Raw genomic sequence first — 14,632 nt, 5'->3', positions numbered from 1 at the left:
ATTAGTCTCGATTCACTTGCTGGTTGACAAGAATTTGTACATTTGGGTAGGTATTAAGTTTTGGCGCAGTGCTTGAAATACCTGTTTTTTTGCAGAATTGATCAATTGCTATTTTTAATCCAGCTTTTACTGTGTGCCAATCATGACCATTGCCTTGAGAAAGCATGGTTATAACATTCATTCCAGCGCGATGTGCGCTTAGTGCAATGGTTGCCTGATTCGCTTGAGATTTAGTATCCCATGAGCCTGCAATAGCGTAATAATTTTGTTTCAAAGGAGCATTTTTACGCATTATCACACTAGGTACGTGTCGTTCATATTCTGATGTGTTTCCATTGAAATAATGATTAATTGTTTCTTGGCGATTCTTATACGTTGGTTCTAGTTCCCCTCCGGCAGAAAAAATGTTTCCAAATATATCAGGGTGGGATGGAACTAGTTGCGTTGAGCAAGTGCCTCCTTGCGAGAAGCCGCCCATAAGCCACATTTTAGGATCTTTGCTTACTGGCAAATGTTTGCGTATCCATTTAGGAACATCATTAATTAAATATGTTTCTGCTTTGCCGAACACATGTGTATCTGCACACAGAGAATTATGCGAAGATTCACCATTTTGGTCAGGAGCTACAACAATAGGTGCAAGACCGTAGTGATCTTTCGCGTAATTGTCTAAAGTATTTGCAATATCGCTTGCTGCAAAAAAGTGATTAGGGCTACCAGGTTGTCCTGCGAACATGACCATAACTGGCAGTTTTGGTGGTTTTTTAACAAGTGCAGCAGGTGGCAAGTATACATTCGCTATTCTAGCATTGAAATGTGAAGCAGTGTTAGGGATATAAACTGAACGAACAATACCTTTTTTAGGAAGTTTTGGCAGTTTTTGTTGGGCTGCTAACTCTCTCCACTGCTTAATACTAGAGGATGCGGATTTTTGCTTATTAACTTCTAGTTTTGGAAAACCGCCCATTCCAAATATTGAACCTATTGTCGTGTATTCCCCATAAATCATGTCTACATGAAGAGCTGTGCTTGCTAACGTCAAGATAATAGCTATTACTGCAACTAGTTTCCTCCATTTGTGTAAGAAAACAAGTGCTGTTGCTGCAAAACCTATAAGCCCGAAGCCGCATGCAATAGAAAAAATAACGAGCCATCCAAGACTTACTCCGAATACAAGAAACACGTCAGAAATAAGCCAAGCAATTATTCCACCGACAAAAAATGTTATGACACCTATTGCAAGCTGTATTAGTAAGTGGAACATTTTCTTGCCGCGTTTTGTTTTCATAAAAAGTAACAAGACTAAAGAAATACCATTTACGCTAAAAAGGCTTATTGGTAGCCATCCTTGCAAAAGACTCACTTTTGCCAATTGCAGCATGTTTGACTCCTATACTTTCTAGTCTAATTTGCGTACCAGTTACCAATCTAAGCGACATATACGCACGGTAATTGCCCAACCTAGTAATGTAATGCTAGTATCTGAAATTTTCCTCAATATTTGTTTTATTTTTTATTATTTATTCTATTTAAATAATAAATATCGAAACATATATTGTAATCAGTCCTAAGTATTAAAATCGCAATTTTTCTTGTTTCAATGCATTGTTAAAAAGTTATGACGATAGCAATAAGTAAACTTGCACATTATTAGTAATAATTAGTACGTGTGTGATTTATTGAGGATAGTATGAAGTCATTTTTGCGCTTGAAAGTTCCGTATTGGCTGTATGCATTTCTTTTCTTTGTTATTGACGGCATGTCGGTAATTATTGTGCAAATGGGTGTGCAGCGCGCTGGAAGAGTTGAGATGACTTCTGCAATGTCTGGTGGACGTTGGGGATTAATAACTAAAACTTGGAGAGAACTTAATTTTGTTATTGTTCTTAGTGCGCTCGTTGTTGCGATGATATACGGTTTAATTCTTTTGATTAGTAACCGATTTTGGATATCAAGTGCGATAATTCTAAGTGTTTCATTGCTTATTGCTGTTATTGAATATATGAAAGTAAATGTTCGTTATGAAACTATTCTTCCTGCGGACTTAAACTTTTTAAAAAGTAACACTGGTAATGTCGCTTCATTTTTGCCAGATAATGCTCCTATGGTCATTGGTGTTGCTTTAGGCGTTTTTATTTTGCTTTTAGTTACAACTGTTTGCTTACACATATTTGATACAAATCATGGAAAGATTGTGCGATTTAAAGATTGGCGCTATTCTGCTGGCATTCGTGTTGCAATTGCGTTGATTTTAATAGGGAATTTAAGCTGGTATATTGGCGGCGTTGGCACAGTCGACTCTTCAGCTAACGTTTTTTCTAAAATGCTTGGTGACAGTCCTGCTATGTGGGATTCTGTTTATGACGCTCAACGCAATGGTGCTATTGTGGCATTTTTGCGTAATGTAAATCCTAAAATTATGGATAGGCCGGCTGATTACAGTGAAGAAACTATGAAGGCTGTATACAAGCGTTATAACGATGAATCTAAACGTATAAATCGTTCTCGTACAACAAATATGAACGATAATACTTTTATTCTTATTTTGTCTGAATCGTTCTCTGATCCTACTCGTGTTCCTGGTTTGAAGTTGAACAAGAATCCAATACCATTTATTAGCAATTTGAAGAAGCATACGGATAGTGGTTTGATGCTTTCTTCTGGTTACGGTGGCGGTACTGCAAACCTAGAGTACATGTCTTTAACTGGTTTGAGCATGGCTAATTTTGATCCTTCAATGACTAGTCCGTATCAGCAGTTGGTTCCTAATGCTCAATGGTCTCCAACTATTAATCAATATTGGGATGATTCTCGTAATTCTATTAAATCTATAGCTTTCCACCCGTATGAGCCGAGCATGTATTTGCGCGCTACTAATTACAAAAAGTTTGGATTTAGTAAGTTCTACGCATTGCAAGGACCTGATGTTATTGCTCACCGTGATGTGCTAGATAAATCGCCGTATGTTTCTGACGCATCAGCATATAAGAGTGCGTTAGAAAAGATTAAAGAACATAAGCAACCTAGGTTCGTACAAATTGTTACTATGCAAAACCACATGCCTTATAGGGATTGGTATGCGAATAATGAATTCGAAGCGTCTTCTAAAGATGGTGCCGCTGATCTTGGTGATGATGAAAAAACTTCTATTGAAACGTATGCTAAGGGTGTGCAGCACACTGATGAAGCAACGCAAGCGTTTTTGAAGAGTTTAGATAAACTGAATAAGCCTATTACTGTTATGTTTTATGGTGACCATTTGCCAGGAATTTACGGTACTGCAAGTTCGGATGAAAAGAATTCATTGTCTTTGCATTTGACTGATTATTTTATTTGGTCAAATAAAGTTGCTTTGGAGCGTAAAGAGCGTAGTGAGAAAAAATCTTCAAACAAAAATGTAGAGCATTCTAATACAAATAAAGATGTAGAGCGTACTAATAAGTATTCTTCACCTAACTTCTTTATTTCTCAGGCTGCTTTACATATGAACGCTAAAGTTTCTCCGTATCTTGCTTTCTTAACTCGTTTACATGAGCATGTGAGTGCTATGGAGCCTCCTGTTGTAAATACTATTCAAGGCTGGGATAGAATTCCTGAAGGACAATCAATTTATTTGGATAACGATGGTAATCCGATGATTTTGTCTAAGATGGATAAGAAGTCACGTCAACTTCTTCACGACTATCGCTTAATACAATACGATATTACTGCTGGAAAGCATTATTTGCGTAATACTGATTTTATGAAATTACCGCGCTAAAAGTTAGTTTGATAATTAAAATGCCCCTCGTTTGTATTTGATAAATATTATTTTTCAAATAGCGAGGGGCTTATTGATTTGCAGTTTGTTAATGAAAACTATATTTAATTAACAAACTATTTTAAAGCTTTTTCTGCGATATCATGCCTAAAGAACATGTGCGGAAGATTAAGCTTATCTAATATGCTGTAGACGTTGTTTTGAGCGTCTTTTACGTCGTCTCCATGCACTTGTACAAGAGCTACTCTGCCTGAAGAAGTAAGAAGTTTGCCGCTTTCTTCATCGCTTTTTACTCCTGCATAATACACGTGCTGACCTTGATTTTCGTCAACAGGAATTTGAGGAAGAGGAGTTTCAGTAACTAAAGTGCCAGGGTAGCCTTCGCTAGCAATGATCACGCCGAGCGTAACACCGCTATTTTTCCAAGTAAAAGTCGGATTTTTATGCTGCAAAATATTCCATATAGCTTCACCAAAATCTGAAGTAAGGCGAGGAAGTACAACTTCTGTTTCTGGGTCTCCAAAACGAGCATTAAACTCAATAACTTTAGGACCTGTTGCTGTATCAATTAAGCCAGCATAAAGCACGCCGGTAAAAGGCGTACCCTCTTTAGCTAGTCCTTCAACAGTTGGGCGCACAATCTCGTCGATAGCACGCTGAACTGTTTCGTCGCTAATTTGTGGAACAGGGCTATAAGCTCCCATGCCGCCAGTATTTGGTCCTTTGTCTCCGTCGTAAGCGCGCTTGTGATCTTGAGAAATAGGCATAACCCAAAAATCAGTTCCGCTTACAAAACTCATAAGTGAAAACTCTTGGCCTTGCAAAAATTCTTCAATAACGACTTTTGCTCCAGCTTGACCAAAACGATGATCGACGAAAATATCCTCCAAAGCATCAACTGCTGTTTGCTCATCCATAGCAACAGTAACGCCTTTTCCAGCAGCCAAACCGTCCGCTTTAATAACAATTGGAGCACCATGCTCAAGAACGTATGCGCGTGCTGTCTCCAAAGCGTCAAATGTTTTGTAGGAGGCGGTTGGAACGTTGTGACGAGCCATAAGCTTTTTTGCGAAATCTTTAGAGCCTTCAATTTGAGCTGCGGCTTTGTTTGGACCAAAAGCGGCAATTCCATGCGCTTCAAAATCGTCAACAATGCCATTCATAAGCGGAACTTCAGGACCAATGAACGCAAAATCGTAGTTATTGTCTTTAACGAACTTAATAAGAGCGTCATGATCTGATTGACTTATGTTTGCAGTTTGAATGCCATCTGCTGCAATACCAGGATTTCCAGGAGCAACAGTTACTTCTTCAACGCTTTCTCCTTTAAGTAGCGCGTGTGCAATAGCGTGTTCGCGAGCGCCAGAACCAACTACTAAAACTTTCATTTTTAATCCTTTATTGCTTTAAGATTTCGCTGTCTACTGTTTTGCAGCTTTATATTTTGCGGTTTTGCGTTTTTGCGGTTTACAACAACTCAACTGCAGCGTTTTCGCGCTTAGCCATTTTGCCAATAATATAAGCGGTTTCGTTATGCTCTTTTAGTATTCGCATTGCCTCGTTTGCTTTGTTTTCGTCAACTGCCAAAATCATGCCAATACCCATATTAAAAACGTTGAACATTTCAGCGTGAGCAACTTTTCCAGCTTTTTCAAGAACGCCAAAAATAGGTGGAACGCTCCAGCTAGTAGTGTCAATTTTTGCAGCTAAATCATCTGCGTACATGCGCGGAACATTTTCAATAAATCCGCCGCCTGTAATATGAGCAACTCCCTTAATAAGATGTTCTGCAAAAAGTGGCTTTAAAGCTTTTACATAGATTCGAGTAGGTTCAAGAAGAACTTCGCCAAGTGTTTTGCCATTAAGCTCATCTAGTTTGGTGTCAACGCTAAAACCTGCTTCTTCAAACAAAGCTTTGCGAACAAGAGAGAATCCGTTTGAATGAACTCCTGAAGAAGGAAGTCCTATAAGCACGTCGCCGGCAGTAATAGTGGAGCCGTCAACAATATTTGAACGTTCTGCAACGCCTACTGCAAAACCTGCAAGATCGTACTCGTCTTCGTCATACATCCCAGGCATTTCAGCAGTTTCGCCGCCAATTAAACCTGCTTCTGATTGCACGCAACCGTCTGCAACGCCTGAAACTACTTGCTCAAGTATTTCAGGATTGTTTTTTCCGCACGCAATGTAATCGAGGAAGAAAAGCGGCTCGGCACCTTGAGCTGCAATGTCGTTTACGCACATAGCAACGCAATCAATGCCAATAGTGTTATGCTTATTCATCATTTTTGCAATCACAAGCTTGGTTCCAACGCCATCTGTGCCAGAAATCAGCACTGGCTCTTTGTAACCAAGAGACGCCAAATCAAATAAGCCGCCAAATCCGCCAATGCCACCTACAACGCCTGGGCGCTTTGTGCGATTTACATGAGATTTAATACGACGTACTACTTCGTATCCTGCTTCTACGCTTACGCCAGCTTCTTCATATGCATGTGGCATATCGGTTCCTTTCGTAACACTGTTATAAGTATTTTCTTAAGTTTTATTTATAAATTGCAATAAACAATTAAATTATTAAGTTATATAAGATTTTCGTGCGAATATTTACTATGTTTCCTTACTTCTTGCAAATGTTCGCGTTCTTCAGGAGTAAGTGAAGCCAAGAATTCTTCGCCGTAATCGTCTAGTGCAGTAGGGTAGTCGCCATTAAAGTAAGCAACGCACAAACCGCCATAAGGAGCAGGCTTTTTTAATCCAATCGACTCGACTAATCCATCTAAAGACAAAAATGCTAAGGAATCAGCATCGATATATTCGCGAATTTCTTCAACTGAATGCTTTGCTGCAATAAGTTCCTTCGTAGTTTGAATATCGATACCGTAGAAGCAAGGATATTTAAGCGGAGGGGAAGAAATACGCATATGCACTTCTTTAGCGCCAGCTTCTCGAAGCAATTGCACAATGCGCTTAGAAGTAGTTCCGCGAACAATCGAATCGTCAATAACAATAACGCGTTTTCCTGCAACCACACCACGAACAGCAGAAAGTTTCATACGAACGCCTTGCTCGCGTAATTCTTGCGTCGGTTGAATAAAAGTGCGTGCAACATACTGGTTTTTAATCAATCCCATTTCGTTTGGAATTCCGCTTGTTTCAGCGTATCCTGCAGCAGCAGAAAGTGAAGAATTAGGTACTCCAATAACCATATCTGCTTCAACAGGAGATTCTTTAGCCAAACGCGCACCCATACGCTTTCGCACAGAATGAACATTAATACCGTAAATATTAGAATCTGGGCGAGCGAAATAAATAAATTCCATTGAGCATACTGCATGCTGTACATGCTTCGTATATTGCTCAATAGTGTAGCCATCGTCATTAATAACAATGATTTCGCCAGGCTCAATATCGCGAATAAACTCTGCTCGCACAATATCAAGCGCACAAGTTTCAGAAGCGAGCACGTATGCGCCGTTCTTCATACGACCAAGCGAAAGAGGGCGGAAACCATTTGGATCAGTTGCTCCAATTAATGCGTCTTGAGTAAGCAATAAGTAAGCGAAACCGCCATGAACAGTTTGTAAAGCTTCTTTCAGGCGATCCATAAAAGTTGCTTTACTAGAGTGGCGAATCAAATGCATCAATATTTCAGTATCAGAATTTGAGTGGAATATTGAGCCTTTATCTTCTAAGGAATTACGTAGGCTAGTGCAATTTGTCAAATTTCCGTTATGAGCAAGAGCTACGTCTCCATCGTGGAAACGGAATAGGAAAGGCTGAATGTTATCAACGCTTCCAGAACCTGCAGTAGCATATCGCACGTGACCGATAGCCCGGTTTCCAGTAAGACGATCCATAACTTGTTCATTGCTAAATACTTGAGTTAGCAATCCCAATCCGCGATACCCATGCAGTTTGCCATTGTCGTTAGATACAATGCCGGCACCTTCTTGTCCTCGATGCTGTAGCGCATGAAGTCCAAAATATGTCAGCCTAGCTGCATCTTGATGACCCCACACACCAAATACGCCGCATTCTTCGTGAATATCTTCAAGTTCTGCAGACATTCATACCCCCTAATAATCGATGATTGTAATCGTCGAATTTGTAGTTATTTTGATACAAGTTTTGCAACTGTAAACTAAAGCTTATGCAGTGAAATATTCAACGCCAGCTTCAAACAATGGTTGCTCATGGAAATCAGGAATATTGACATACAAGTCACGACCTGCGCGCTCGCAATGTCCCATTTTTCCAAAAACTCGACCGTCTGGGCTTGTAATACCTTCTACTGACATCATTGAGCCATTAGGATTTACGTTTAAGCTCATACTTGGTACGCCATTGCTGTCAACATATTGTGTAGCTATTTGACCATTTTTAATAAGCTTTTCCATAACTTCGTTAGTAGCAATAAAGCGACCTTCTCCGTGAGAAATTGCAACAGTATGCATGTCTCCAACTTGCGTATTTGCTAACCATGGTGAAAGATTTGAAGCAACTCTAGTGCGAACAATCCTACTTTGGTGTCTGCCAATAGTGTTGTAGGTAAGAGTTGGGCAGTTAGAATCCATAGGAACAATATCTCCAAAAGGAACCAAGCCCAGCTTAATAAGCGCTTGGAAGCCATTGCAAATTCCAAGCATTAAACCGTCACGATTATTAAGCAAGTCACGAACTGCGTCTGTTACTGCTGGATTCCTAAAGAATGCTGTAATGAATTTCGCAGAACCGTCCGGCTCATCGCCTCCGGAGAAGCCTCCTGGAATCATTACAATTTGACTCTTTTTAATCTCTTCAACCAATTTCTCAGCTGATTGTGCAATATCTTTTGCACTTAAATTATTAATAATAAGCGTATGAGCGTCTGCTCCAGTTTTTTCAAAAGCAGCTTGAGTATCGTATTCGCAATTATTTCCAGGGAAAACTGGGATAATAACGCGAGGATGCGAAAGCGGCTTTAGTTTTCCTATGTGCATGTGATTTGTAGTAGAAACATTAGTTTTGTTATTAATAGTTTCTACAATCTCGCCAGGCTTTTTATACGGGAAGATTGAGGAAAGTTCGCTTTCCCAAACCTTTTGCAAATCACTTAAATCAATTTCTTCGCTATTTGATGAAGTAATTGCGTAATTTTCAGTTGTTTCGCCAACAATCTCAACGTCAACCAAGCTTGTATTAGCTAAAGATGGAACTTCAGCGTCTTCCTTGAGTTCAACGTAGAAGCTTCCATACGCTGGCTTAAATAAATCATCGTCGCTTAAATTGTTGAATAATTTAAGACCAATATGATTTCCAAGCGTCATTTTGAATAAGCTTTCTGCGCTAGCACCGTAGCCAGGAGTAGATATAGCAAGAGCTTGCTTGTTTTTCGTAATATTTTCTACAATTTCTAGTGCTTTCAGGAAGCTTTCTTTTTCTGGAGTGATTCCGTCGGATTTATACTTTGGAGCAATACGTATAACTTTATGATTTACACCCTTAAATTCAGGTGAAACAGTTAAACGTGCGTCTCCGGTAGAAACAGCAAACGAAATCAAAGTTGGTGGCACATCCAGATTCTCAAAACTGCCGCTCATAGAATCTTTGCCGCCAATAGCACCAACTCCAAAATCAAGCTGTGCACTTAAAGCACCAAGAACTGCTGCAGCTGGCTTTCCCCAACGCTCTGGAATATCGTGAGGCTTGCCAAAATATTCTTGCAAACTCAAGTAAGCACGTTCGCGCGTGAAACCGCTAGCTGCTAGCTTTGCCAATGATTCAACAACAGCAACATAGGCACCAGTGAATTGGTTTTTTTCCATTAAATACGGATTAAAGCCCCAAGCCATTGCGGAAGCTGTGTTTGTTTCGCCAAATACTGGGAATTTAGCAACCATAGCTTGAGCAGGAGTAAGCTGACGGCGACCGCCAAAAGGCATAAGCACAGTAGCAGCGCCAATAGTAGAATCAAATCGTTCAGATAAGCCTTTATTTGAAGCAATATTAATATCCGAAACTAAGTTATGCATGCGCTTTTCTAACGGCAAATTTGACTGATTCTGCCATGGAGTTTCGTAAGATTCTCCACTTTCAATATGCAGTATCTGCTGTTTTGGAGCGCCATTAGAAGCTAAGAATGCTCTGCTTAAGTCAACAATGGTTTTTCCACGCCAAGTCATTCGCATTCGCGCTTCTTCAGTAACAGTCGCTATTATTTCTGCTTCAAGATTTTCTTCACGAGCATACTTCAAAAATTCTTCAGCATCACTTGACGCAACGTCGACAGCCATGCGCTCTTGAGATTCAGAAATAGCAAGCTCAGTGCCATCGAGACCTTCATACTTTTTAGAAACTTTGTCGAGATTAATAGTTAAGCCGTCGGCAATTTCGCCAGTTGCGACAGAAACGCCGCCAGCGCCAAAATCGTTGCAACGCTTAATAAGTTGGCAAGCATCCTTGCGTCGGAAAAGTCGTTGGAGTTTTCGCTCAATAGGAGCATTACCTTTTTGAACTTCAGCTCCGCACTCTTCAATACTTTCAACATCTTGAGCTTTAGAAGCGCCGGTAGCACCACCAATGCCATCTCTGCCAGTGCGTCCACCAAGAAGAATAATCACATCGCCAGGAGCTGGAGTTTCTCTGCGCACATGGTCGGCTGGGGTAGCGGCAACAACCGCACCAACCTCCATACGTTTTGCAACATAACCCGGATGATAAAGTTCATGCACTTCGCCAGTAGCTAAACCAATTTGATTTCCGTAAGAAGAGTATCCTGCGGCGGCAGAAGTTACGATTTTTCGCTGTGGAAGCTTACCGTTTAAAGTCTCGCTAATAGGCGTGCGTGGATCTGCAGCACCAGTTACGCGCATTGCTTGATACACGTAAGAGCGTCCAGAAAGAGGATCGCGGATGCAGCCACCAATGCACGTTGCAGCTCCACCGAAAGGCTCAATCTCTGTAGGATGATTATGTGTTTCGTTTTTAAACAGGAATAGCCAATCTTCGTCGTGACCGTTTACGTCCACTTTAACTTTTACTGTGCAAGCGTTGATTTCTTCTGACTCGTCCAAATTTTTAAGCTCGCCAGTATGCTTTAAGTATTTTGCGCCAATAGTTGCCATATCCATAAGGCAAACAGGCTTATTTTCGCGATTTAGTTCTTTTCGCAAATCAAGATAACGGCTAAATGCTTCTTGAACAGTGTTATCGTCAATAGAAATATCTGTAAGCTCGGTGCCAAAAGTCGTGTGACGGCAGTGGTCGGACCAGTACGTATCAATAACGCGAATTTCTGTAATAGTAGGATTTCTATGTTCTTCACAGAAATACTTCTGGCAGAACTTTGCGTCAGCCAAATCCATTGCCAAACCGCGAGTATTAATAAAGTCTTGTAATCCAGCTTCGTCTAAATCGTTAAATGAGCTAATTACTTCTACATCAGATGGTACAACTGCTTCTCGCTGTAAACTTTTTACCTCATCAAGTGAAGCTTCTCGCGCTTCAACAGGATTAATAACGTAGTGTTTAATATCGTTTAGTGCTTTTTCGTCAAGATCACCTTTTAAAGCGATTACTCTAGCAGTGCGCACTGTTGGACGTTCGCCTTGACTAATAAGTTGAATGCATTCGCTAGCAGATTGCGCACGCTGATCGAATTGACCAGGCAAAAATTCTACAGCAAATACGTGCTCGTCGGTTTCAATAGGCAAGTAATCGTAAGTATTATCAACTGGAGGTTCGCTCAATACTGTTTGCACAGCATTGTCGAATAAATCTTTGCTGATACCTTCAACGTCATAACGGTTAATAATTCTTGCGGAAGTAATCGCGCTTATGCCAAGAATCTCCCTAAGCTCATGTAAAAGCTGTTGCGCTTGAACGTCAAAACCAGTGCGTTTTTCCACATATACGCGAAATACCACGAGAAACCTACCTTGTTGAATGTGCGGTATGAATGCAGTGTTTATTGTTGTATTGGTTTTAAATTATAAATATTAAATTATTCAAAATCACATTAAGAATGCATGTGGCTCGCACCCTTAAAGGTACGAGCCACAACAATCATTATCGTTCTACGCAATCGTCAGGTTTGCGCACAGAAACATCCAAACCTTCGCTTTGAGCTAAAGATGCAAGCCTATCGTGAATTTCTTCATAAGCAGGAATGATGTCGCCTAAATCGCGCCTGAACAAGTCCTTGTCCAAATGACTTACTCCGTTCGTACCAGCATTGCGCTTATCCCAAAGTCTGCAAGTATCAGGAGTTATTTCATCAGCGAGAAGAATATTTCCTTCGGCGTCCACGCCCTCTTCAATCTTGAAGTCGACAAGCTGAACATCAATCTTTGAGAAAATATCCAACAAAGCATTGTTAACAGCATGAGCTTGACGAGTGACTTCTGCTATTTCTTCATCTGTTGCTAATCCAAGAGCCACAACGCCTTCAGGATTAATAAATGGATCACCAAGCTCGTCGGACTTTACGCAGAACTCCAACAATGGCTTCTTTAAAGGTGTTCCTTCTTTAACGTTATAACGTTTTGCAAAAGAACCTGCAGCAGTATTTCGCATAATAATTTCCAGTGGGAACATGCGCATACGCTTTACAAGTTGTTCAGTATCGGAAATTCGTCCGAGGAAGTGGCTTTTTACGCCGCGCGCCTCAAGTAAATGGAATAGTAACGAAGTAATCCGGTTATTTAAACTGCCTTTACCTGCAATCTGAGCTTTCTTCAGACCGTTACCAGCTGTTGCCTGGTTCATGTATTCAACCCATAGCACATTGGTGTCATCGGTAGCATACAGTTTTTTGGCTTTGCCTTCGTACAACTTCTCAAGTTTTTCCATGATATGCCCTCTCTTATGTGCATTCACAGTTGTAGGCGCAAACCAACAATATTTGTAGGTTTACCTGACCTTTGCCAGCACGATTAGCGTAACAATTGTTACCTACAAAATTTCCCTTCGTGCATACTGTAAATTATTATCTTTTTTAACTCCTATGCCTTAATTTTCAATGTATCTAAGCATTTGTTTGTGTAGTTTTTAGCGAAATGGCGACGCGTGTCGCATTTTCTCTAGCTTCTTCTTGCGTTAATCCAGTAGCTAAAGAAACTGCCATGCGTCTGTGACCATGTACAGAAGGCTTAGCAAAAATACGCAAGTTGCATCGATAATTTTCGCCAGATTGCAAAGCTTGAGCAATATTCGTAAAACCAACAGATCCTTCCGCCTTAATAACAATGGCGTGACTTGCTGCAACTTCATTATTTTTCAAAGAAAGCTCAGTATAGTTAGCTGTAACTGGAACTCCCAAAATAGCCAATGCATGCAATGCAAATTCACTGTAATGCTGCGAAATCATAGTTACCATGCCAGTATCGTGTGGGCGAGGTGACAATTCATTAAAAAGCAAAGAGCCATCAGTAAGCACGAATAATTCGACTCCATAAACGCCCCAACCTGCTTCGCCAGCTTCTTGCGCAATATCAGTCAAACCTTCTACAGCGCGCTTTGCAATATCTTTCGCATTAGTGCGGATCGATTCAGGAATATTTGCAGGCTGCCAAGATTCTCTATAGTCTCCGTCTTGCTGACGCTGAGCGATCGGCTCACAAGTAGTAATTCCTGCGCAAGAGCTTATTGTAAGTACTGTAAGCTCATAATCAAGCGGAGCTAAAGCTTCAACAATAACGCGTGAACACTCATTCTCATGACCAGCTGCTGCACGCCTGCCATGCTGAGCTTCATTCCAAGCTGCAAGCAAATTTTCAGAACTACGAACTATTGACTGACCGTGACCAGAAGAGCTCATAACAGGCTTAACTACACAAGGATATCCAACTTTTTTAGCTCCATCCTCTAACTCTTCATAAGATGAAGCGAAACAATACGGTGTAGTAGGCAGTCCTAAATCTTCGTGCGCAATTCTACGCAAGCGCTCGCGATCCATTGCAATCGCGGCAATATCTGAGCTAGGAACGACTTGAATATTCTTTTTAGCAGCATCTTTCAAAACTTCAGTAGCAATAGCTTCAACTTCTGGAATAATAATGTCAGGATTCACATTTGAAATAAGTTCTTGCAATTCTTGTGGATTCGACATATCTAGCACGTGGTATTCGTGAGCTATTTGCATTGCAGGAGCGTTTTTGTAGCTATCGGCAGCGCATACTCGCACGCCTAGTCGCATAAGCTCAATCGCAATTTCCTTGCCAAGCTCGCCAGATCCAAGAAGAAGCGCGGTTGTGTTGTTACTGTTTTCAGTTACGCCAAATATGCGCTGATTTTGCTCAGAAAAACTCATACATCCATTGTTGCATTTGCCATTGTCGAATAATTGATGTTGTTACTACGACGCGCCGAAGTGTGTTGCGCTAGCATAAATCGAGGAAATCGTGTATAGTATCCCTTTGTTGTGTGATTCAATTCGTTTCGCGCACATGGTGGCTATAGCTCAGTCGGTAGAGCATCTGATTGTGGTTCAGAAGGTCGCGCGTTCAAGCCGCGTTAGCCACCCCACTTGAACGGCAGGTAAATATCTGCCGTTTTTTGTTTTTTGGATTGCAATATTTTTGCCTATAACCCGTATATAACCCCGAATTTAGGAATTTTTACGAATATTAAGAAATTTGCAAATTTTACTTGAAATTTTTCATGGGGGGGGGGTATAACAACGTATGTGCTTAGCAGTAGTGCACTACATTATCTTGCGTTTAAGTTTTTGGCGTGAATTAGCCTGCTGATTTTGGGCATGATTATGCTTGCTTGCGTTCGTATCGACGTTTGCTTTGGTGGTTTGTGATATTTCGCGCTCATTTGCTGCTGATAATGCAGTGTTCTGCACCCCGGGCAATGCTTGTTGATTCATAAAACCAACAGGCATGA

General features: G+C 40.7%; 9 protein-coding genes and 1 tRNA gene. 2 read left to right on the top strand and 8 right to left on the bottom strand.

Going from position 1 to position 14,632, the window contains the following annotated elements; translation table 11 throughout:
- Nucleotide 1 precedes the first annotated feature (1 nt).
- Nucleotides 2-1,381 (bottom strand): alpha/beta hydrolase, encoded by a 1,380-nt coding sequence (locus HXT47_RS05045; RefSeq protein ID WP_004118926.1) that lies wholly within the window; start codon nt 1,379-1,381, stop codon nt 2-4.
- A gap of 309 nt (nt 1,382-1,690) precedes the next feature.
- Between HXT47_RS05045 and HXT47_RS05040 the strand changes: the two genes are divergently transcribed.
- A complete protein-coding gene (locus HXT47_RS05040; protein WP_415688390.1) occupies nt 1,691-3,760 on the top strand; it encodes an LTA synthase family protein in 2,070 nt (689 codons plus the stop codon).
- Between the two features lie 116 nt (nt 3,761-3,876).
- Here HXT47_RS05040 and purD read toward each other — a convergent pair whose 3' ends face one another.
- The 6 genes from purD to purT all read right to left on the bottom strand — a co-directional run bounded on the left by purD (nt 3,877) and on the right by purT (nt 14,051).
- On the bottom strand, nt 3,877-5,148 hold the full coding sequence (gene purD / locus HXT47_RS05035; RefSeq protein ID WP_004105988.1) for a phosphoribosylamine--glycine ligase: 1,272 nt from the start codon (nt 5,146-5,148) through the stop codon (nt 3,877-3,879).
- A gap of 79 nt (nt 5,149-5,227) precedes the next feature.
- Nucleotides 5,228-6,262, bottom strand: a complete 1,035-nt coding sequence (purM, locus tag HXT47_RS05030) for a phosphoribosylformylglycinamidine cyclo-ligase (protein WP_004105986.1) — start codon at nt 6,260-6,262, stop codon at nt 5,228-5,230.
- A gap of 80 nt (nt 6,263-6,342) precedes the next feature.
- Entirely contained in the window at nt 6,343-7,830 is a 1,488-nt protein-coding gene (gene purF, locus HXT47_RS05025) for an amidophosphoribosyltransferase (RefSeq protein WP_004105975.1), read from the bottom strand.
- An 81-nt stretch (nt 7,831-7,911) separates the two neighbouring features.
- Entirely contained in the window at nt 7,912-11,667 is a 3,756-nt protein-coding gene (locus HXT47_RS05020; RefSeq protein ID WP_415688387.1) for a phosphoribosylformylglycinamidine synthase, read from the bottom strand.
- 142 nt (nt 11,668-11,809) lie between these two features.
- Nucleotides 11,810-12,592 carry a phosphoribosylaminoimidazolesuccinocarboxamide synthase gene (purC, locus tag HXT47_RS05015; protein WP_004105967.1) on the bottom strand — a complete coding sequence of 261 codons (783 nt, stop codon included), beginning with the start codon at nt 12,590-12,592 and terminating at the stop codon, nt 11,810-11,812.
- Nucleotides 12,593-12,767: 175 nt separating this feature from the next.
- Nucleotides 12,768-14,051 carry a formate-dependent phosphoribosylglycinamide formyltransferase gene (gene purT / locus HXT47_RS05010; RefSeq protein ID WP_004105966.1) on the bottom strand — a complete coding sequence of 428 codons (1,284 nt, stop codon included), beginning with the start codon at nt 14,049-14,051 and terminating at the stop codon, nt 12,768-12,770.
- A gap of 139 nt (nt 14,052-14,190) precedes the next feature.
- Here purT and HXT47_RS05005 point away from each other — a divergent pair.
- Nucleotides 14,191-14,266: transfer RNA gene (locus HXT47_RS05005), tRNA-His, on the top strand.
- A gap of 178 nt (nt 14,267-14,444) precedes the next feature.
- Here HXT47_RS05005 and HXT47_RS05000 read toward each other — a convergent pair.
- Complete coding sequence (locus HXT47_RS05000; protein ID WP_174143309.1) at nt 14,445-14,630, bottom strand: hypothetical protein; 186 nt, start codon at nt 14,628-14,630, stop codon at nt 14,445-14,447.
- Nucleotides 14,631-14,632: the final 2 nt, after the last annotated feature.

It is taken from the genome of Gardnerella sp. DNF01205, from assembly GCF_049244135.1.
GTDB lineage: Bacteria > Actinomycetota > Actinomycetes > Actinomycetales > Bifidobacteriaceae > Bifidobacterium > Bifidobacterium leopoldii.
This window is presented reverse-complemented; position numbering and strand designations above follow the sequence as displayed.

Excerpts from the sequence above, each read along its gene's own strand:
- HXT47_RS05045 (WP_004118926.1), bottom strand. The coding sequence starts at position 1,381 with ATGCTGCAATTGGCAAAAGTGAGTCTTTTGCAAGGATGGCTACCAATA.
- HXT47_RS05040 (WP_415688390.1), top strand. The coding sequence starts at position 1,691 with ATGAAGTCATTTTTGCGCTTGAAAGTTCCGTATTGGCTGTATGCATTT.
- purD (WP_004105988.1), bottom strand. The coding sequence starts at position 5,148 with ATGAAAGTTTTAGTAGTTGGTTCTGGCGCTCGCGAACACGCTATTGCA.
- purM (WP_004105986.1), bottom strand. The coding sequence starts at position 6,262 with ATGCCACATGCATATGAAGAAGCTGGCGTAAGCGTAGAAGCAGGATAC.
- purF (WP_004105975.1), bottom strand. The coding sequence starts at position 7,830 with ATGTCTGCAGAACTTGAAGATATTCACGAAGAATGCGGCGTATTTGGT.
- purC (WP_004105967.1), bottom strand. The coding sequence starts at position 12,592 with ATGGAAAAACTTGAGAAGTTGTACGAAGGCAAAGCCAAAAAACTGTAT.
- purT (WP_004105966.1), bottom strand. The coding sequence starts at position 14,051 with ATGAGTTTTTCTGAGCAAAATCAGCGCATATTTGGCGTAACTGAAAAC.
- HXT47_RS05000 (WP_174143309.1), bottom strand. The coding sequence starts at position 14,630 with ATGCCTGTTGGTTTTATGAATCAACAAGCATTGCCCGGGGTGCAGAAC.